The 20,086-nt window shown below is 59.9% G+C and carries 20 protein-coding genes; 8 read left to right on the plus strand and 12 right to left on the minus strand.

The genetic code is table 11. From position 1 onward, the window contains the following. Nucleotide 1 precedes the first annotated feature (1 nt). A complete protein-coding gene (locus AB4N92_RS07540; protein ID WP_010206523.1) occupies nucleotides 2-1,129 on the minus strand; it encodes a muconate cycloisomerase family protein in 1,128 nt (375 codons plus the stop codon). A 114-nt stretch (nucleotides 1,130-1,243) separates the two neighbouring features. Here AB4N92_RS07540 and AB4N92_RS07545 point away from each other — a divergent pair, with 114 nt between their 5' ends. Beyond that, nucleotides 1,244-2,119: a LysR family transcriptional regulator gene (locus tag AB4N92_RS07545; protein WP_010206524.1), complete on the plus strand. Its 876-nt coding sequence runs from the start codon at nucleotides 1,244-1,246 to the stop codon at nucleotides 2,117-2,119. A gap of 133 nt (nucleotides 2,120-2,252) precedes the next feature. Here the strand turns inward: AB4N92_RS07545 and AB4N92_RS07550 are convergent, their stop codons facing one another. Further along, complete coding sequence (locus tag AB4N92_RS07550) at nucleotides 2,253-3,233, minus strand: AraC family transcriptional regulator (protein WP_010206525.1); 981 nt, start codon at nucleotides 3,231-3,233, stop codon at nucleotides 2,253-2,255. A 312-nt stretch (nucleotides 3,234-3,545) separates the two neighbouring features. Here AB4N92_RS07550 and antA point away from each other — a divergent pair, with 312 nt between their 5' ends. From antA to AB4N92_RS07570, 4 genes are all read left to right on the plus strand, one after another. After that, entirely contained in the window at nucleotides 3,546-4,937 is a 1,392-nt protein-coding gene (gene antA / locus AB4N92_RS07555; RefSeq protein ID WP_010206526.1) for an anthranilate 1,2-dioxygenase large subunit, read from the plus strand. Then, on the plus strand, nucleotides 4,937-5,428 hold the full coding sequence (gene antB / locus AB4N92_RS07560; protein ID WP_198581155.1) for an anthranilate 1,2-dioxygenase small subunit: 492 nt from the start codon (nucleotides 4,937-4,939) through the stop codon (nucleotides 5,426-5,428). Before antA ends, antB begins: the two co-directional genes overlap by 1 nt. 66 nt (nucleotides 5,429-5,494) lie before the next feature. Next, nucleotides 5,495-6,502 carry an anthranilate 1,2-dioxygenase electron transfer component AntC gene (gene antC, locus AB4N92_RS07565; protein ID WP_042571638.1) on the plus strand — a complete coding sequence of 336 codons (1,008 nt, stop codon included), beginning with the start codon at nucleotides 5,495-5,497 and terminating at the stop codon, nucleotides 6,500-6,502. Nucleotides 6,503-6,574: 72 nt separating this feature from the next. Continuing rightward, entirely contained in the window at nucleotides 6,575-7,978 is a 1,404-nt protein-coding gene (locus AB4N92_RS07570; protein WP_010206530.1) for an amino acid permease, read from the plus strand. A 174-nt stretch (nucleotides 7,979-8,152) separates the two neighbouring features. Here AB4N92_RS07570 and kynA read toward each other — a convergent pair whose 3' ends face one another. Together kynA and kynB are read right to left on the minus strand one after the other, a co-directional pair. Further along, entirely contained in the window at nucleotides 8,153-9,010 is an 858-nt protein-coding gene (gene kynA, locus AB4N92_RS07575; protein WP_010206531.1) for a tryptophan 2,3-dioxygenase, read from the minus strand. Continuing rightward, on the minus strand, nucleotides 9,007-9,657 hold the full coding sequence (gene kynB / locus AB4N92_RS07580) for an arylformamidase (protein ID WP_460129710.1): 651 nt from the start codon (nucleotides 9,655-9,657) through the stop codon (nucleotides 9,007-9,009). The genes kynA and kynB overlap by 4 nt, the downstream gene beginning before the upstream one ends. Nucleotides 9,658-10,042: 385 nt before the next feature. Here kynB and AB4N92_RS07585 point away from each other — a divergent pair, with 385 nt between their 5' ends. Next, complete coding sequence (locus tag AB4N92_RS07585) at nucleotides 10,043-10,387, plus strand: cupin domain-containing protein (protein WP_010206533.1); 345 nt, start codon at nucleotides 10,043-10,045, stop codon at nucleotides 10,385-10,387. 48 nt (nucleotides 10,388-10,435) lie between these two features. Here AB4N92_RS07585 and mmsB read toward each other — a convergent pair whose 3' ends face one another. Together mmsB and AB4N92_RS07595 are read right to left on the minus strand one after the other, a co-directional pair. Continuing rightward, nucleotides 10,436-11,323 (minus strand): 3-hydroxyisobutyrate dehydrogenase, encoded by an 888-nt coding sequence (gene mmsB / locus AB4N92_RS07590; RefSeq protein WP_042571639.1) that lies wholly within the window; start codon nucleotides 11,321-11,323, stop codon nucleotides 10,436-10,438. A gap of 15 nt (nucleotides 11,324-11,338) precedes the next feature. Next, nucleotides 11,339-12,856 carry a CoA-acylating methylmalonate-semialdehyde dehydrogenase gene (locus tag AB4N92_RS07595; RefSeq protein ID WP_015885874.1) on the minus strand — a complete coding sequence of 506 codons (1,518 nt, stop codon included), beginning with the start codon at nucleotides 12,854-12,856 and terminating at the stop codon, nucleotides 11,339-11,341. Between the two features lie 131 nt (nucleotides 12,857-12,987). Here AB4N92_RS07595 and AB4N92_RS07600 point away from each other — a divergent pair, with 131 nt between their 5' ends. After that, nucleotides 12,988-13,935 carry a LysR family transcriptional regulator gene (locus tag AB4N92_RS07600; protein ID WP_010206538.1) on the plus strand — a complete coding sequence of 316 codons (948 nt, stop codon included), beginning with the start codon at nucleotides 12,988-12,990 and terminating at the stop codon, nucleotides 13,933-13,935. A 330-nt stretch (nucleotides 13,936-14,265) separates the two neighbouring features. Next, entirely contained in the window at nucleotides 14,266-14,556 is a 291-nt protein-coding gene (locus AB4N92_RS07605; RefSeq protein ID WP_010206539.1) for a DUF3077 domain-containing protein, read from the plus strand. A gap of 45 nt (nucleotides 14,557-14,601) precedes the next feature. On the opposite strand, the gene AB4N92_RS07610 is transcribed toward AB4N92_RS07605, so the two are convergent. The 6 genes from AB4N92_RS07610 to AB4N92_RS07635 form a co-directional block, all read right to left on the minus strand. Beyond that, nucleotides 14,602-15,549: a LysR substrate-binding domain-containing protein gene (locus AB4N92_RS07610; protein WP_236267041.1), complete on the minus strand. Its 948-nt coding sequence runs from the start codon at nucleotides 15,547-15,549 to the stop codon at nucleotides 14,602-14,604. After that, nucleotides 15,549-16,397, minus strand: coding sequence for an EamA family transporter (locus AB4N92_RS07615; protein ID WP_010206542.1), 849 nt, complete (start codon nucleotides 16,395-16,397; stop codon nucleotides 15,549-15,551). Before AB4N92_RS07615 ends, AB4N92_RS07610 begins: the two co-directional genes overlap by 1 nt. A 54-nt stretch (nucleotides 16,398-16,451) precedes the next feature. Beyond that, a complete protein-coding gene (locus tag AB4N92_RS07620; protein WP_236298242.1) occupies nucleotides 16,452-17,204 on the minus strand; it encodes a TauD/TfdA family dioxygenase in 753 nt (250 codons plus the stop codon). Between the two features lie 544 nt (nucleotides 17,205-17,748). After that, nucleotides 17,749-18,240 carry an OmpA family protein gene (locus AB4N92_RS07625; protein WP_010206544.1) on the minus strand — a complete coding sequence of 164 codons (492 nt, stop codon included), beginning with the start codon at nucleotides 18,238-18,240 and terminating at the stop codon, nucleotides 17,749-17,751. Between the two features lie 4 nt (nucleotides 18,241-18,244). Further along, the gene (locus AB4N92_RS07630; protein ID WP_010206545.1) at nucleotides 18,245-19,507 is read right to left on the minus strand and encodes a diguanylate cyclase domain-containing protein; all 1,263 of its coding nucleotides are present in this window, start codon (nucleotides 19,505-19,507) and stop codon (nucleotides 18,245-18,247) included. Beyond that, the gene (locus tag AB4N92_RS07635; RefSeq protein WP_010206546.1) at nucleotides 19,504-20,079 is read right to left on the minus strand and encodes a YfiR family protein; all 576 of its coding nucleotides are present in this window, start codon (nucleotides 20,077-20,079) and stop codon (nucleotides 19,504-19,506) included. The genes AB4N92_RS07630 and AB4N92_RS07635 overlap by 4 nt, the downstream gene beginning before the upstream one ends. Nucleotides 20,080-20,086 lie beyond the last annotated feature (7 nt).

Here is a 20,086-nt window from a genome sequence, read left to right on the forward strand (position 1 = left end):
CTTAGTGTTTGTCACGACGGAAGAACGCCAGGCGCTCTTCATCGATGGCCAGGCCCAGGCCCGGTGCGGTGGAGACATGCAGCTGGAAATCGCGGTACACCGGCGGCTCGGTGAGGATGTCTTCGGTGAGCAGCAACGGGCCGAACAGTTCGGTGTCCCACGCCAGCTTGTTCAGCGTGAGGAAGGCATGCGCCGAGGCCAAGGTGCCAATGCCGCCTTCAAGCATGGTGCCGCCGTACAGGCCGATGCCGGCCGCTTCGGCAATCGCGGCGGTACGCAACACGGCACGCGGGCCGCCGTTCTTGGCGATCTTGAGGGCGAACACCGAGGCCGCGCCTTCGCGGGCCAGGTTAAAGGCATCCTCGACACACTCGATGGACTCATCTGCCATGATCGGCGCCGGGCTCGACAGGTTGAGCCGCGCCATGCCGCCGCGGTTGTTGCGTGAGATAGGCTGTTCGATCAGGTCGATTCCGTTGTCACCGAGCACTTTGCATGCACGCAGTGCCACCGCTTCATCCCAGGCCTGGTTGACATCGACGCGCACACTGGCGCGGTCGCCCAGGGCCTTTTTGATCGCGATCACGTGAGCCAGGTCGTGGCTGACCTCACCCGCGCCAATCTTCAACTTGAAGAGGCGGTGGCGGCGCAGGTCGAGCATCTTTTCCGCTTCGGCAATATCCTTTTCAGTGTTGCCGCTGGCCAGGGTCCAGGCCACCGGCAAGGCATCGCGCACACGGCCGCCGAGCAGTTCGCTGACCGGCAGGTTCAGGCGTTTACCCAGGGCATCGAGCAAGGCGCTTTCGATACCGGACTTGGCAAAGGTGTTGCCGCGAATACTGCGCTCCAGGCGCAACATGGCCGCGTTGATATTGCTGGCGTCCTGGCCGATCAACAGGGGCGCGAAGTGACGGTCAATGTTGACCTTGATACTGTCAGGACTTTCGTTGCCGTAACTGAGGCCACCAATGGTGGTGGCTTCGCCGATGCCTTCGATACCGTCGGCGCAGCGCAGGCGGATGATCACCAGGGTCTGGTTTTGCATGGTGTGCATCGCCAACTTGTGCGGGCGCAGGGTGGGGAGGTCGACGATGATCGTGTCGATCGACTCGATGGCGCAAATCGGCATGGCAATACCCGTTGGGTTCTTTATAGATTTGAGCCGATTTTGTGCCCTATTTTTAAAGGCTTCCAATATAGAATGGGTCTCAAGCAATACCCTCAAGGTATGAAAGGAACCGTTATGGAACTGCGTCACCTGCGCTATTTCCAGGTGCTGGGGGAAACCCTCAACTTCACCCGCGCCGCCGAACGCCTGCACATCGCCCAGCCGCCATTGAGCCGGCAGATCCAGCAGTTGGAGGACGAGTTGGGCGTGATCCTGCTTGAACGTAGCAGACCGCTGCGGCTGACCGAGGCCGGTCGGTTTTTCTATGAACACGCCACTGTGCTGCTGGAACAACTGAACAAGGTCTGCGACAACACGCGACGCATCGGCCAGGGTGAAAAGACCTGGCTGGGCATCGGTTTTGCACCGTCGACGCTGTACGGCGTGTTGCCGGAACTGATTCGGCGGCTGCGCACGCATGAGGCACTGGAGCTGGAGTTGGGGCTGTCGGAAATGACCACCTTGCAACAGGTCGAAGCGCTCAAGGCCGGGCGGATTGATGTGGGTTTCGGGCGGATACGCATCGACGACCCGGCCATCGTCCAGAGGGTGCTGGTGGAGGATCGGCTGGTGGCTGTGTTGCCCGCCGGACACCCCTTGCTGGACGCGCCCGCCACCCTCGCTCAACTGGCCGCCGAGCCCTTTGTGCTCTACCCCGGTAACCCACGGCCCAGCTATGCCGACCATGTAATTGCGCTGTTCGATGCCCACGGTTTGAGCCTCAAGGTGGCGCAGTGGACCAACGAGTTGCAAACCGCCATCGGCCTGGTCGGCGCCGGGATCGGCGTGACGCTGGTGCCTGCCTCGGTGCAGGTGTTGCACCGGGCGGACATCGGCTACACGCCGGTGGTGGAGGCCACCGCGACCTCGCCGATCATTCTCAGCCGGCGAGTAAATGATCAATCGCCGGGGCTCAGTCATTGCCTGCAACTGGTGGAAGAACTGATCTGATTTCTCCGAAACACCGCACATCCAATGTGGGAGCGGGCTTGCTCGCGAAAGCGGTGTATCAGTCGCCGAATAGGTTGACTGAGACACCGCATTCGCGAGCAAGCCCGCTCCCACAGTTTGACCTTCATTGTTTTCAGATACTGCGCATGCGTTTGCGCTGCTGGGTCTGGCTGGGGGATTCGTCGAACAGTTTTCGGTATTCGGCCGAAAATCGCCCCAGGTGGGTAAAGCCCCAGCCCAGGGCAATTTCGGAAATGGTGCGGGTAGAGCCGTGCTCGAGGATTTCCTGGCGCACCGCAGAAAGCCGATGCTTCTTCAAATAGGCCATCGGCGACAGGGCAAAGTACTTGCGAAAGGCATCGAACAACTTGAACCGCGACACCCCCGCAGCCGCTTCCAGATCTTCCAGGTGCACGGCTTCCCGAGCGTTGTCATGGATGTACTGGCGCGCACGGATCAGGTAATGCGGCAGTTTCACACCGAGCATATCGCGCAGTTCTTCGGAGTAATTGTTCGGCTGGGCCAGGATCAGGCCCTTGATCAGCGAGCTTTCCAGGTCGCGGGTAAACGCCGGCTGTTCATACAACTCGCTGCCGTGTTCCAGCTCCGCAATGAAGTAGCGCGCCATGCGCCACCACGCCGCCGAGGCGCCGTCCACCGCGTCCATCACCGACTCGAAGCGCAACGGCGCATCAATCGGCCGTTGCAGCAAACCTTCCAGTGACTCCCCCATCGCCGCCCGCGTGATCACCACCTGCAACTTGCGGCAGTCGCCGGAAATCGCCAGCACCTGATGTTCATTGGGTGAAATGATCACGCCTTGGTCGCGGTTGGAACTCAGGCGCTCGCCGTTCTTGCTCAACTCCTGCTCGCCCACCAGGGGCAGGCTCAGGCTGTAGCTGCTGAAGTGCTCGGCGTCTTCGATGTCGATGGTCACATCGGTGCCGTATTCGATCACGCCCAGGGTGGTGGCGCGGGACTTGAACACATTGGCGCTGTGGTGAAAGCGCAGGCGCTCGGGCGTGGCGGTGGCGAGGCGATGGGGCCCGCAGATCCCGGACATCCAGCTGCGGGCGCCTTCAAGGTCGAAGCGTTGAATCGTTTGGCTGCTCATCAGGATGCACCCACGGCGGTTAGGCTGTTGCGCGCTCTGGCGGCGCGTCGTTGTTGTTCGACAGCAAATAATGCGCCACGCCAGCGCAATGGCCAGCGGGTGGATAGCATTGGTCGACTAAATGGATAAGAAAGCGGTTTTTCCGGCCATTGCCCGACAAGACAGTAGCGCATCCCATCACCACACTGCACCGGGTTGGGTATTTGCTGCCCAATTATCCGGCGTAGGTTCCCCCACTAAGCGGATAGCCCGCACCCCGCCCCGCTGCCTCTAATGGACCACCGATTAGCCCCTATCAAAAAGGTGCCTCCCATGAGTGGTGCAAGAAGCGTCGAGCAGTGGAAAACATTTATCGAAGGTTGTCTGGATTTTCGCCCGGCGGATGAAGTGTTCCGTATCGCCCGCGACATGTTCACCGAGCCGCAGCTGTTCGATCTGGAGATGGAACTGATCTTCGAAAAGAACTGGATCTACGCCTGCCACGAAAGCGAACTGGCGAATAACCACGACTTCGTCACGATGCGCGCCGGGCGCCAGCCGATGATCATCACCCGCGACGGCGAAGGCCAACTCAATGCGCTGATCAACGCCTGCCAGCATCGCGGCACCACCCTGACGCGGGTCGGCAAGGGTAACCAGTCCACCTTCACCTGCCCGTTCCATGCCTGGTGTTACAAGAGCGACGGCCGGCTGGTAAAGGTCAAGGCGCCGGGGGAATACCCGGATGGTTTCGACAAGGCCACGCGCGGGCTGAAGAAGGCGCGTATCGAGAGCTACAAAGGCTTCGTGTTCATCAGCCTGGATGTGGCTGGCACCGACAGCCTGGAAGACTTCCTGGGCGACGCCAAAGTGTTCTTCGACATGATGGTCGCCCAGTCCGCCACCGGCGAGCTGGAAGTGCTGCCGGGCAAATCCGCCTACACCTACGACGGCAACTGGAAGCTACAGAACGAAAACGGCCTGGACGGTTATCACGTCAGCACTGTGCACTACAACTACGTGGCCACGGTGCAGCATCGCCAGCAGGTGAACACCGAGAATGGCGCGGGCGCAGGCAGCACCCTGGACTACAGCAAACTCGGCGCGGGTGATGCAAACACCGACGACGGTTGGTTCGCCTTCAACAATGGCCACAGTGTGTTGTTCAGTGACATGCCCAACCCCAGCGTGCGTTCCGGCTACGCGACCATCATGCCGCGCCTGGTGGAAGAACACGGCCAACAAAAAGCCGAGTGGATGATGCACCGCCTGCGCAACTTGAATATCTACCCGAGCCTGTTCTTCCTCGACCAGATCAGCTCGCAACTGCGCATCATCCGCCCGGTGGCGTGGAACAAGACCGAGATCATCAGCCAATGCCTGGGGGTGAAGGGCGAATCCGACGCGGACCGCGAAAACCGTATTCGCCAGTTCGAGGACTTCTTCAACGTATCGGGCATGGGCACGCCGGACGACCTGGTGGAGTTTCGCGAAGCCCAGCGCGGGTTCCAGGGCCGCCTGGAGCGCTGGAGCGACATCTCACGCGGCAGCCACCGCTGGGAAACCGGACCCACGCCGAACAGCGAAGCCATCGGCATCCAGCCGGCCATGACCGGCACCGAATTCACCCATGAAGGCCTCTACGTGAACCAGCATCGCAACTGGCAGCAGTTCCTGCTCAATGGCCTGGACAGGCAAGCGCTGACACTGCGGGAGGTGAAGTGATGAATGCGCAATTGCAGTATCAGATCGAGCAGTTCTTCTACCGCAAATCCGAGCTGTGCGACGCCCAGGACTGGGGCGCCTATGTGCAGTTGTTCGACCCGCAGAGCGAGTTCCACCTGCCGCAGTGGGACTCGGAGCACGTCTACACCCGCGACCCCAAGCGCGAGATGTCGTTGATCTATTACGCCAACCGCTCGGGCCTGGAAGACCGCGTGTTCCGCTTGCGCACCGGCAAAGCCGCGTCGGCTACGCCAATGCCACGCACCTTGCACCTGATCAACAACGTGCGCATCGCCGAGCAGGCGGATGGCACGCTGGAGGTGCGACTGAACTGGCACACGCTGTTCTATCGCCTGGCCACGTCGGAGCAGTTCTATGGCCACGCCACCTATCGCCTGAAACCCGATGGCGACAGTTGGTTGATCACCCGCAAGCATGCGCTGCTGCTCAACGACACCATCAACTCGGTGCTGGATTTTTATCATCTTTAAACGCGCCTTTTTGGCCAGTCCGCTCGCCACAGGGTGCGCGCGTCATACATACGCGGAGAGCAACACATGAATCACAAAGTGGCCTTCAGTTTTGCCGACGGCAAGACCCTGTTCTTTCCGGTGGGTGCCAACGAAATCCTGCTGGATGCCGCGCTGCGCAACGGCATCAAGATCCCCCTGGATTGCCGCGAAGGCGTCTGCGGTACTTGCCAGGGTCGTTGCGAGTCTGGCGATTACAGCCAGGACTATGTGGACGAAGAAGCCCTGTCCAGCCTCGACCTGCAACAGCGCAAGATGCTCAGTTGCCAGACGCGGGTGAAGTCCGACGCTACGTTTTACTTCGACTTTGATTCGAGCCTGTGCAATGCGCCCGGCCCGGTTCAGGTAAAGGGCACCGTGAGCGCAGTGGAGCAGGTGTCAGCCAGCACGGCGATCCTGCAGGTGCAGTTGGATCAGGCGCTGGATTTTCTGCCCGGCCAATACGCGCGCCTGTCAGTGCCTGGCACGGACAGTTGGCGGTCCTATTCCTTCGCCAACCTGCCAGGCAATCACCTGCAATTTCTGGTGCGTCTGCTGCCCGACGGGGTGATGAGCAATTACCTGCGCGAGCGCTGCCAGGTGGGTGACGAGCTGTTGATGGAAGCGCCACTCGGCGCCTTCTACCTGCGCCACGTCACGCAGCCATTGGTGCTGGTGGCGGGCGGCACCGGGTTATCGGCCTTGCTGGGTATGCTCGACCAACTGGCCGCCATTGGTTGCGAGCAACCGGTGCACCTCTACTACGGCGTGCGCGGTGCCGAGGACTTATGCGAAGCAGCGCGCATACGGGCCTATGCCGCGAAAATCCCAAACTTGCGCTACACCGAAGTGCTCAGCGCACCTTCAGAAGAGTGGTCTGGTAAACGCGGCTACCTCACCGAGCATTTCGACCTGGCCGAATTGCGGGACGGTTCGGCGGATATGTACCTGTGCGGCCCCCCGCCAATGGTCGAATCCATCCAGCAATGGCTGGCGGATCAGGCACTTGATGGCGTTCAGTTGTATTACGAAAAGTTTACGCAGAGTAATATCTGACCCCTCAGCACTTCTGAGGGGCTGATGCGGCGTGCACTCAACCCTGAGAAAAACAAGTAGAAGGGAATGTTAATGGCGGATGACATGGTTAACCCGGTAGGCCTCAAGCGTGGCCTGAAGAACCGGCACATTCAGCTGATCGCCTTGGGAGGGGCGATTGGCACGGGGTTGTTCCTCGGCTCGGCCGGGGTGCTCAAGTCGGCGGGGCCGTCGATGATCCTGGGTTACGCGATTGCCGGTTTCATTGCGTTCCTGATCATGCGCCAGCTCGGTGAGATGATCGTCGAAGAGCCGGTGGCCGGCTCGTTCAGCCACTTCGCCCACAAATACTGGGGCGGCTACGCAGGCTTCCTGGCGGGCTGGAACTACTGGGTCCTTTACGTCCTGGTGGGCATGGCTGAACTGACGGCCGTGGGCAAGTACATCCAGTTCTGGTGGCCGGACATTCCAACCTGGGTCAGTGCGCTGGTGTTCTTTGTCGCAGTGAACTTGATCAACACCCTGAACGTGAAGTTCTTCGGTGAAACCGAGTTCTGGTTTGCGATCATCAAAGTGGTAGCGATTGTCGGCATGATCGTGCTCGGCTGCTACCTGCTGTTCAGCGGCACCGGCGGCCCGCAAGCCTCGGTGAGCAACCTGTGGAGCCACGGCGGGTTCTTCCCGAATGGCGGCATGGGGCTGTTGATGTCCATGGCGTTCATCATGTTCTCGTTCGGTGGCCTGGAGCTGGTGGGCATCACTGCCGCCGAAGCCAGCGAGCCGCGTAAAGTGATCCCGAAAGCGATCAACCAAGTGGTCTACCGGATCCTGATTTTCTACGTCGGCGCCCTGACCGTGCTGCTGTCGCTGTACCCGTGGGACCAACTGCTGCAAACCCTCGGCGCGTCGGGCGATGCCTACAGCGGTAGCCCGTTCGTGCAGATCTTCTCGCTGATCGGTAACGACACCGCCGCACACATCCTCAACTTCGTGGTGCTGACCGCGGCGCTGTCGGTGTACAACAGCGGCGTGTACTGCAACAGCCGCATGTTGTTCGGCCTGGCCGAGCAAGGCGACGCCCCCAAATCGCTGATGAAGCTCAACAAGCAAGGCGTGCCAATCCGCGCCCTGGCGATTTCGGCGTTGGTGACGATGCTGTGCGTGGTGGTCAACTACGTGGCGCCGCAGAGTGCCCTGGAGTTGCTGTTTGCGCTGGTGGTTGCCTCGCTGATGATCAACTGGGCGCTGATCAGCATCACCCACATCAAGTTCCGCAAAGCCATGGGTGAACAAGGCGTGACGCCGTCGTTCAAAACCTTCTGGTTCCCGTTCAGCAACTACCTGTGCCTGGCGTTCATGGTGATGATCATCAGCGTGATGCTGGCGATTCCAGGCATCAGCGAGTCGGTGTATGCGATGCCGGTGTGGGTGGGGATTATCTACGTGGCGTATCGGTTGCGGGTCCGCAGAAGTCACGCGGTCGTCAACGCACAGTGATACCTGTGGGAGCCCGGCTTGTGTGGGAGCCGGGCTTCTGTGGGAGCCGGGCTTGCCCGCGATACAGGCGACTCGGTTCACAGTAAGACCCAGGTGATGCCATCGCAGGCAAGCCAGCGCCCACAGTTGATTGCATGTCAAAACAACAAGCCCCGGTAATCCGGGGCTTTTTGCTTAGAGCGTGGAGCGGACTCGCCAGAGTTCGGGGAACAGCACGGTATCGAGCATCTTGCGCAAATACCCCACACCTTCCGTGCCGCCAGTGCCGGGCTGGAAGCCGATGATCCGCTCCACCGTCGTCACATGGCGGAAGCGCCACTGACGGAACGAGTCCTCCAGGTCGATAAACTTCTCGGCCAACTGATACAGGTCCCAATACCGGCTCGGATCGCGATACACCTCGCGCCACGCCGCCTCCACCGATTCATCGTGAACCGTCGCCGCCGTGGGGTCGCGCTCGGCGCGTTTCGGATCAATCGCCAGGCCGGCCTGGATCATCAGGTTGATCGCCTCGTCATACAGCGACGGCGTGGCAATCGCCACTTTCAACTCGTTCAACAGCTCCGGCCGATGGGCGTGGGGCCGCAACAGCGCCGCGCTCTTATTGCCGAGGATAAATTCAATCTCGCGGTACTGGAACGACTGAAACCCCGACGATTGCCCCAGGAACGGGCGGATCGACTTGTACTCCGACGGCGTCATCGTCGCCAGCACCGCCCAGGCGTGCACCAGTTGATCGAAGATCCGCGACACCCGCGCCAGCATCTTGAACGCCGGCGGCAGCTCGCCCAGGCGCACGTGTTCGCGGGCGGCCTTGAGCTCGTGGAGCATCAACTTCATCCACAGCTCGGACGTCTGGTGCTGGATGATGAAGAGCATTTCGTTGTGGTCAGGCGACAGCGGATGCTGGGCGCTGAGGACTTTGCCCAGGTCCAGGTAATCGCCGTAGCTCATGGACTCGGAAAAATTCAGTTCGGCGTTGTGCCACTCTTCAGGCGGCTGGTAGTCGGCAGAGAAAGGACATTGGCTCATCGCGTGGGCTCCTTGAGCGGGCGCAGGATTGCGCGGACCGGGCTGGCATCGAGGTTGGCAAAACGCAGCGGCAGGGCGATCAGTTCGTAGTCGCCTTCCGGTACATCATCGAGCACGATGCCTTCGAGAATCGCCATGCCATGGCGCGCCACGGCGTTGTGGGAATCCATGGTCTTGGACTGCTGCGGGTCCAGGGATGGGGTGTCGATACCAATCAAGCGCACACCCAGGCTCGCCAGCAGCTCAATGGTTTGCGGGGCGACGGCGGTGAAGTTCGAATCCCATTCAGTCAGTGGCGCTTGTGGATAAGTGCGCAGCAGCACACGCTCGGGCAACTTATCCACACGGCCTTCCAGCTGATGCGGCTGCACCAGCGTGCCGCTGTCCAGGCAATGCAACACCCGGCACGGGCCCATGTACACGTCCAACGACACCTCGCCAATCGGCGCGCCGTCCGCACTGTAGTGCAGCGGCGCATCCAAGTGGGCGCCGGTATGTGGCGACAGCGTAATACGCCCGACATTCACCGGGCACTCCGGGCCGAACTGCCACACGCGCTCTTCCTGGAACGGCGTATCCCCCGGCCAGGTCGGGGTCGCCGTACTCAAGGGCGGGCTGATATCCCACCACGTTTTTATTGGGTTCATTTCAAGGCTCTTGGCGGTTACTGGAGTGAATGATACGAGGGCCGGCTGCGAATTTTCTTGCGAATTCTGGCGTGAAGCAGGAAATCTTTCGCACTTACTGCGAAGAATGGGCGTGTAGGCGCTTAGATATATCATTCCGGCACGGTGGCTCAGCCACTGAAGAACCAATGTGGGAGCGGGCTTGCTCGCGAATGCGATAAGTCAGTCAATGTATGTGTGGCTGACACACCGCAATCGCGAGCAAGCCCGCTCCCACATGGACTGCACGGTGCCCAAAGAGTCGCACTCCCCTGCGCTTCTGGGCATCCCGATGTCGAGTTCAGACCACTGGCGCAACGCCCGAGGCCTTAGGGTGGATCTTTCCATTCCCTGCCCTGGAGACATCATGTCCAAGCCCATTACCGTACTGCGCGACACCCACCCCCTGCCGGTCCTGGATGCCTGCAAGTGGGAAAAACTCGAAGGCGACCCGCACACCGTCAACCTTAACGCCTACACCAGCGAAGACGGCAGCAAGATCATGGGCACCTGGATCTGCACCCCGGGCAAGTGGTACGTGGACTATGTGAAGTGGGAATACTGCCACTTTCAGGAAGGCTACTGCATCATCACGCCGGAAGGCCTGGAGCCGATTCACTTGCGGGCTGGGGATATCTTCGTGGTGGAGCCGGGGATGAAGGGGACGTGGGAAGTGGTCGAAACAGTGCGTAAGTATTTTGTGTTTGCTTGAGCCGCAAAAAACCGGGAGCCCGCCACAGGCGGGCCCCCGGAAAACGCCCTATTTGGGCTTGCGATAGCTGTTGATAATCGCCGAGAAGTCCTTGCCCCCTTCCCCACGCTGGCTCATCGATTGATACAACTGCTGGGCCACGGCGCCCAGGATCACCGGCTGCTTCACCTGGCGCGCCGCTTCAGTGGCCAGGCCCAAATCCTTGAGCATCAGGTCGGCACCGAACCCGCCGGTGTAGCCACGTGACGACGGCGCGGTTTCAATCACGCCCGGCCATGGGTTGTAGGTGTCGGAACTCCAGCAACGCCCGGTGGAGCTGTTGATAATTCCCGCCAGCACTTGCGTGTCGATACCCAGTGCATCGCCCAGGGCCATGGCTTCGCTGACGCCGACCATGCTGATGCCCAGCAACAGGTTGTTGCAGATCTTGGCGATTTGCCCGGTGCCCACCTCACCGCAGTGCACGATGTTGCGGCCCATTTGCGCCAGCACCGGTTGCAGGGTGGCGAACAGTTCCGGGTTGGCGCCGACCATGAAGGTCAACGTGCCGGCCTGGGCGCCGCCGGTGCCGCCGGAGACCGGCGCGTCGGCCACGGCCACGTCTTGCTTGGCCGCAGCAGCCGCTACGTCGCGGATGGTTTGCGGGTCGATGGTGCTGCAATCCACCGCCGGTACGCTTTTGCCGATGCCGGCCAAAACGCCGTCTTCATTCAGCCACACGCTGCGCACATGCGCCGCCGCCGGCAGCATGGTAATCACCAGCTCCGCGCCTTTCGCCGCATCACGCGGTGAGTCGCTGACAGTGCCGCCAAGCTCGGCCAGCTCCTTGAGTACCGTCTGGTTCAAGTCGAACAGGTTCAGCGCGTGGCCGGCCTTGATCAGGTTGCGGGCCATGGGTGCGCCCATGTTGCCCAAGCCGATAAATGCAATCTTCATGATCGTCTCCCGGTATCAGCGCAGGTTGATGGTGGTGTTGACGCCATCGTTGACCGTATCGTCATCGAACCAGCGGCTGGTGACGGTTTTGGTCTGGGTGTAGAACTGCACCACTTGCTTGCCGTACGGGCCGAGGTCGCCCAGCTTGGAACCGCGCGAACCGGTGAAGCTGAAGAACGGCACCGGCACCGGGATCGGGATGTTGATACCGACCTGACCCACGTCGATTTCGCTCTGGAACTTGCGCGCCGCCGCACCGCTCTGGGTGAACAGGCCGGTGCCGTTGCCGAAGGGGTTGGCGTTGACCAGTGCGATGGCTTCATCGAGGGTCGCCACTTCCAGCACCACCAGCACCGGGCCGAAGATTTCCTGGGTGTAGATCTGCATGGACGGGGTCACGCCCGAGAACAGGGTCGGGCCGACAAAGTTGCCTTGCTCGAAGCCCGGCACCTTGATGTCGCGGCCGTCCAGCTCCAGCTTGGCGCCTTCTTTCACGCCGCTTTCGATCAGCTCCAGGATACGTGCCTTGGCGCGCTTGGAGATCACCGGGCCCACATCGGTACCGGCTTCGCTGCCCGCGTTGACCTTGAGCTTCTGCGCCAGCGCCTTGAGGTCCGGCAGCCACTGCTTGGACGCGCCCACCAGCACCACCACCGAGGTGGCCATGCAACGCTGGCCCGCTGCGCCGAAACCAGCACCGACCAGAGCATTGAGGGTGTGTTCGCGGTTGGCATCGGGCAGTACCACCGCGTGGTTCTTGGCGCCCATCATCGATTGCACACGCTTGCCGTGTTTGCCGGCCAGGTCGTAGACGTGAGTGCCCACAGCCGTCGAGCCAACAAAGGACACGGCCTTGATGTCTTTATGGGTGCACAGCGCATCCACCACATCCTTGCCACCGTGCACCACGTTGAGCACGCCGGCCGGCACACCGGCTTCAAGCGCCAGTTCCACCAGCAGCATGGTCGACAGCGGGTCCTGTTCGGACGGTTTGAGGACGAAGGTGTTACCGCAGGCGATGGCCATTGGGAACATCCACAGCGGAATCATCGCCGGGAAGTTGAACGGGGTGATGCCGGCGCACACGCCGATGGGTTGGCGCAGGGTGTAGGTATCGACGCCACCGGCAACGTTTTCAGCGAACTCGCCCATTTGCAGGGTGCCGATGGAACAAGCGTGTTCGACCACTTCCAGGCCACGGAAAATATCGCCCTCGGCATCGGCAATGGTCTTGCCCTGCTCATTGCTGAGCACCACGGCAATGCGCTTGGAATGTTCGCGGATCAAGGCTTGCAGCTTGAGCATGATGCGCATGCGCGCGCCGATCGGCGTCAGCTTCCAGGTCTGGAAGGCGCGATGGGCGGCGTCGATGGCAGCGTTGACTTCATCGGCAGTGGCGAACGGGACTTTGGCCAGCACCTCTTGAGTGGCCGGGTTAACGATGTCTTGCCATTCGGTGGTCTTGGACTCGACCCACTCGCCGTTGATCAGCAACTTGACCTGTTGCACGGAAATATCGGCAGATGCGTTCATGTGGTCTCCAGAATCTTGTAGTTATGCAGAGACAAGGCGCGTAAACCGCCTTGGGAATGAGGCGTTCGGACAGTTTTTGGAGTATAGATGTGCAAATCTCTAATAAGAACGCACATAAAAGCCGGACCAATATGCAAAAAAACATCACGTCGCTGGGCTCCCTGAACTGGGATGACCTAAAGTTTTTCCTCGAAGTGGCCCGCACCCGCAAGGCCAGCGTGGCCGCCAAGCGCCTGGCGGTGGACTACACCACGGTGTCGCGGCGTATCAGTTCCCTGGAAGTGTCCCTCGGCACCCTGCTGTTCGAAAAATCCCGGACCAACGGCTTCGTCCTCACCACCGAAGGCCAACGTTTGCTGGGCTATGCCGAGTCCATCGAAAGCACCCTGCACATGGCCTGCGAGCAAGTCTCCGGCTCCGGCGTGGCGCTGTCCGGCCACGTGCGCATGGGCTGCACCGAAGGATTCGGCAGCTTCTTCGTCACTCCGCAGTTGAGCCACTTCGTCGACACCTACCCGGCCATCTCGGTGGACATCCTGCCCCTGCCCCACTTCATCAGCCTGTCCAAGCGCGAAGCCGACATCGTCATCGCCTTGGAGCGCCCGGAACACGGGCCCTATGTGTGCTGCAAACTGTGCGACTACAAACTGCAGCTGTACGCGACCCAGGACTATCTGGACCAACACCCGCCCATCCGCAAACCCGCCGATTTGGCCGAACATCCGTTTATCAGCTATGTGGATGACCTGGCGTTCAGTTCGGAGCTGCTGTACCTGGCGAACGTGGTGCCCGGCGCCAGCGCCAGCCTACGCAGTACCAGCGTGATCGCGCAGTACGTGGCGGCGCAGCAAGGGCGGTCGATGGCGATATTGCCGTGTTTTCTCGCGGCGCAGGATCCACGGCTGCTGCCAGTGCTGGGGGAGCAGATTACGATTACGCGGCAGTTCTGGATGTACTGCCGTGAGGACTTGAGGAAGCTGAAACGGATTACGTTGTTGTGGGATTACATCCGCGAGGTGACTGAGCAGAATCAGGGGTTGTTGATGGGGGAGACGCGGGAGATACGGTTTGCGGATTAAAGGGCCATCAACGACGATTCGCTTTAAATTGCAGGACGTTTCCTAGAGACTCTCCACCCTATTGCGCCCTATCGTCTGGGTCACTAGCCTCCTGACTTCGCTGTAAATCAGCGATCGGGTTTAGCGATCCGGGCTTCAGGCGTGTCACCGCTCCCAACACTATCAGCCGGCGTTTGCCCGCTTTTAACGTTTTATGGTGGCTGTGTGCTGGAGACCTTCGAGTCTACCCGGGGTGCTCCTGGCCCGGATCGCTAACCTGCACACAGCTGCCACCCTCTTCATGTTTAGCGATGTGATGTGGCGGCTCTACTTCAGCAGAGAGCAATCGTCATGACTAAAATCGTCCCCGACCCACCGATCTCCTCCATCTCCACCCTCGGCGTCGTCACCTTCGGAGACTACGGCGAAAACCAAAAACCCCTGTTCCGCGTCAACGCCGGCATGCCGATTGAGGAAGCTTTGGAACACGCCTCCACCCTACTTTTTTACTCCAAGAAACTCGCGATGGAAGCCGCCATGGATGTCCGTGGCGAGCAATACGCATGGGCTGCGCATTACCTGTGTGAAATGGGCAAGGCCGTGGTAGATGACCTGACGCAGGCGATGACACCGGGCCGGTAAGCGAATACCGTTCGAATGCGGGAGGAGCCTTGCTCCTTCCTACATTTAAATCGCACCAGCCCCGGCAATTTGCGGATACCGAGCCCGAACTTCGCGCAAAAACTTATTCGCACTGGTCTTGAGCCATTCAATCAACCGAGCGATATCCGGCTCTAACTGCCGGCCGTTTTGACAGATGATGTAGTACGCCGCTGGCGACATCATCACGGGGCTTTTCAACGCAACCAACGCGCCGTCTGCCAATAGGTCATATACCAACGCAGTCCTGCCCAGTGCAATGCCTGTGCCCTTCACCGCCAGACTGATCGCCAGGCTCGAATCCGGAAATCGCGGCCCATGGTGATAAGGCGGCGCCGCCAACCCCTGAAACGCAAACCAGCTTTCCCACCCCGGACACACCTGATCGTCCACCCGATGAATCAGCGGGTACCGGGCGACATCCTCCAGTGAAATATCCCCCTTCAACCGCAGAAATTCTGGCGAGCAAACGGGAAATACCGCGTCGCACATCAGCAATTCAACATGGTGATCCGGATAATCGCCGTACCCCATCACCACCGCGACATCGTATTGATGAGCTTCCAGGCTGGTGCTGTTCATATCGGCGCTAGTCAACACCAGATCGAGGTTGAACGAGGCCTCTGTGTGCGACCCATACATCCTGGGGATTAGCCATGTCGAGCAGAGAGAAGACGTGCACGAGAGGTACAACGGTCGGGATTTACCGGGGTTGAGCGATTGCAGTACCCCATCCAGCGCCTTGAAAAAGCCATCGGTAACCGGCAACAAGGCTTGCCCCGCTGGCGTCAGCTTGACGCCGCGTGAATGCCGCTCAAACAACTGCACGCCCCACCATTCCTCCAAGCCTGCAATTTGATGACTAATGGCGCTGGCAGTGAGGTTAAGGTCAGAAGCCGCACGCGCAAAACTACCGGTTTGCGCAGCGCTGACGAACGCTTGAAGCATCGGTGTGGGAGGCGGACGCTGAGCCATCAGGTGCTCACTTTGATCAAGATGATCCCGCTAACAATGACGAATGCCGACAGCATCCGTCGCCAACCGAACCGTTCATGAAAGAACAGCGCGGCAATAATGGCGCCGATAATAACACTGGTTTCCCGCAGCGCTGAGACCTTGGCCACCGCGTCCAGCGACAATGCAAACAACACCAATGCGTAGGACGCCAAGTAAAAAACGCCGCCTAATAGGCCGACTCGCCAGTGCCCACGTATCGCTTGAGCCAAAGCCGAGCGCTCTTTGGAAAACGCCAGCAGTGGGATCGGAATACTCTGGAACACCGTCAGGTAGACGATGTACTGCAACACCGTCTCACTGGTTCTTACACCTTTGGCGTCCACTACAGTGTAAGACGCGATAAACGCTCCAGCGCACACCGCCATCAGGATCGGCTTGAACATCTGCGCCGTCATCCGACGCACAAAGGTCAGGCTGATAATTCCCACACATATCAGCGACACACCCACCAGTGCCTGAACTGACAACTGTTCATGCAACAGAAAGTAGGAAAACAGCGCGACCAATACCGGCGGTACCCCACGCATCACCGGGTAAACCTGACCGAAGTCACCCGTTTCGTACGCTTTGATCAGAAATAATCGATAGACCGTATTGAGTACCACGGAGACGAGGATATAACCCCCTACTTCCAGGCTCGGTACACTGACAAGCGGCAACGCCAACAGGCATATCACCAGCGCGGTGCCATCCACCATGGCCAAGGTCATGAAGCGACTGCTACCGGCACGGACTACGGCGTTCCAAGTGGCGTGCATAAAGGCAGAGATCAGGACCAGCGTGATCGCGATATCGGAGTTTTCCATGGGGTTCGGCTTATGGCGGATAGAGGGGGGATGTAAGTTAGGCGCCTCGAGGCATCATTGTTTGCGTAACCAAATCCGTAGCATGTAGCGATTTAGATCGTTCAAGGACTCGCCATCATCAATCACACAACGTGGAATATTCATATCTATAAAGTGCGTGCGGGTATGGAGAAACTTGTTATCGGCTGAAATGAGTACCTGCCCTGGTTCCAGTAACACTCGATGCTGAACCGATGACTGATCGAGAACGGTGTCCAGAAAGTCTAGCGCTTGGGATTGGGCCATGGTTAATGGCACTCCCGCCTTAAGGTGAGCGGACTCAATGTAGACGCGAAAGTATCTGACCAGTGGAATACCTTCATCGGAAAAACTCAGGATAGGCGCTTTGAACAACTGCTCCTCATCTGACATGCCGCGGTTTTCAAAAAAGAAGTCGCATTTAAGTTCTTCCAGTATTTCTGGAAACGCCATCAGCTCCGCGTATACCGCGCTTGCATCAATCAGAATGCTCTCACCTCCCAAAAGCGCTTTTTGTCCGCACGCCAGGATCAAGTAATCGATAGGCAACGGGTCGCTCACTCCATCGTTGTGCACATAGGCACCTTGGCGGGTTTGATGGTATCTCGCACCATCTTCAATGCTCTTACCGCCCCTGTCATAAACCTCAATCACCTTATGACCGAGATGGTTCTGCACCATTGGCACACCGAGTAGAGAGCCAAATGTCCATATCAGCGATTTGAAACTCGAAAGTTTGTCGACCTTAAAGCCATCAAGAATCAAAACATGGCTTTCATGATCGATCATGGTTCGGATTCTATCTAGCTCCTTGCTCAGGACGGGTGATTGTAGAGGATTGATGTGCGCGGCTTTGGTATCGAATCGAATTCCCTGACTGTCAGACTCGAACAACGCTCTTGCGCTCAACAGCTCATTAAAAGCACTGTGTGAAAGCCTAGTTTTAAAAACCTCTTGGCGGAAGTTACTGACGTTTATGCTCATCGCAGTCCTTTACGGTGGTTACTTGGAGCGGCCATTTAACTAAGCCCACCCTTTGCGAAAAAGCGAAACTTCGTCAGCCTAGCCATCAAGATTCGTCATGGCAGACTTCTCCTACAGGAAACATGCTTGACGATCTTTGCTGAGATACGGTGATGGTGCGTCAACGCAGGCGATGACACCGGGCCGGTAAGCGAACGCTGTAGCCAGGCACCGCAAAACCCACTGTGGGAGCTGGCTTGCCGGCGATGGCAGTGTGTCAGTCAGTACATCCCGTACTGAGACACCGCTATCGCCGGCAAGCCAGCTCCCACAGTTGATTGGGTTTTACATTGAGGTCGGTAGGACGGGCTCAGTCCGCGATCACCACAATCGACACCCGCCGATTTTCGGTGCGTCCCGCCACTGTGTCGTTGGACGCCACTGGCTGGCTGCTGCCCAGCCCGCGCAGCTGGATGTTTTCTTCTTTCATGCCCACGCCGGTCAACACCGTCGCCACACTTTTGGCACGGCGCAGGGACAGTTGCTGGTTGTAGGTTTCCTTGCCCGACGCGTCGGTGTGGCCGTCGACGCGAACGCGTTCGATACCCACGCCCAGCAGGGCTTTGCCGATACGCTGGACGATCTCGGTACTGGGTTGGTTGAGCGTCTCGACGTCACTGCCGAACAGCACTTTGCCGGACAGGCCGAATGCCCAGCCGTCATCGGTCAGCTCGAAGCCCTGCTGCTTGAGGACGGCCACTTGCGCTGGGGTCAGGCCTTTGGGCGGCGGCGTCTGGCAGCCGCCAAGGGCGAGCAGTGCCACGAGCAGGGTGATAAACATGAAACGCGCGGTCGAGAACAAGGTGTCAGCTCCTGTGTTGAACGTTGGCGGCCGAGTGCTCCGACTCCGCCGTTTGCTGGCCGCCCGAAGACAAACGTTTGGCCTGGTACATCGCCGCGTCGGCGGCATTGAGCAAGGCACCTGGGGTGGCACCATGATCGGGGTAGATGGCGATGCCGATGCTAAGGGACGTCAGTACCTGGGTGTTGCCAGGCACGGGGATCGGCAGGTCCATGCTGGCGATGATCTTGTCGGCAATACGCTCGGCGTCTTGCGCCTTGTGCAACGGCGCCAGCAGGATGGCGAACTCATCGCCGCCCAAGCGCGCCACCAGGTCGTCTTCACGCAATTGCGCACGCACGCGCTCCGCGACGGCGACGAGGACTGCATCGCCGGCGGCGTGGCCAAAGCTGTCATTGATCTCTTTGAAGCGGTCGCTGTCGAGGTAAAGCACCGCCACCTGTTCTTTGGCCTTGGCCGCACTGCGCAGCGCCCGAATCAAACGGCCTTCGAAAAAAGCACGGTTGGGCAGGCCGGTGAGGCTGTCGTGGTTGGCCTGATGGGCGAGGGATTCGTTTTCGCTTTGCAGATGGCTTTGCCAGGCTTCCATCTCGCCGAGCAAGGCGTTGAAGTCACTGCCCAGGCTGTCGAGTTCGGCGATTTTTGCCGGGGGTACGCGGCGGTCGAAGTCGCGTTCACTGCGCGCGGCGTGGGCCACGGCGGCGAGGCTTTGCAGCGGGCCGGTGATGCCGCGCAACAGGCGCCGCGCCAGGTGCAGGGCGATCCACGCGCTGAGCGCAGTGCAGATGAGGATCCCGGCCAGGCCGCTGAGCAGGAAGCGCAGCAAGCTGCCGCCGTGACCGGTGAGGTGGGTGCTGCCGATGACTTGGCCTTGATGCAGGATCGGCTGGCTGATGGGTTGTTCGAGCAGGGTATGCGCCAGCTCCAGCTCGACCCGAGAAAGCATGCCGGTTTCCGGGCGTATCCACTTCGCCAACAACGTGCCGTTGACATCGAAGACTTCGGCCTCGGCCACTTCTTCGGTGGAGGCGATCAGGCTGAGGGCTTCGGTGGCCGCCGCGCTGTCGTTGAACACCACCGCCGCTTCCACGGTGTAATTGATGGAACGTGCGATCAGGTGCAGGTTGTGCTCGGCATAGACCCGCAACGCCAGCACCCCGAGCAAGGTCAGAGAGACACTCGCCAGGGTCACGGCCACCAGCGCCAGGATCAGGTGCCCTCGGCCGATGACGGAACCCAGGGTCGGCCGCACTTTGACAACGGTCATGACGCAGGCGCTCGGCGACGGGACAACTGCAGCACGCTCGGGTGAATGCGTACACCGCTGCGGGCGACGGAGTCGAGGTTGACCTCGAACGAAACCTGCTCATCGCTCACCCGCAGACAGAACAGACTGCCCACCGTGCATTGGTCGCCACCTTCGCTGATGCTCAGTACCGGATGGCCGATCAACGACGTGAACAGCTGGCTGCGCTCATCGGCACTGAGTTTGCCGATGTACACCGCGTCACAGGCATTGACGATATCCGGATGGTTGGCCAGCAGGCGCTGAACCACGACGGGACGGCCGGTGGCCTGGGTGGTGCCTTTGATCAAATCGTCGGTGTACTGGGTCGGGCCAACAATACACAGGCGCAATTGCGCAGGCTCTACCGGCCAGCGCGCATAACTGAGGATACCCAGTACCACTTGGGTGACCGCCTGGGCGCGGTGTGCGGCAAGGCCTGCAGGGTCGGATGCCTGGGCGCAGGCGTGTGGCGCGAGCACACACAGGACCGCCACCAGTAGCAGGCGTCTCCAGCTCAAACTGCGCTCTGTGGACGCGACAGCCACGTTCATGCAGCGA

The organism is Pseudomonas sp. S3_A09 (genome assembly GCF_054668065.1).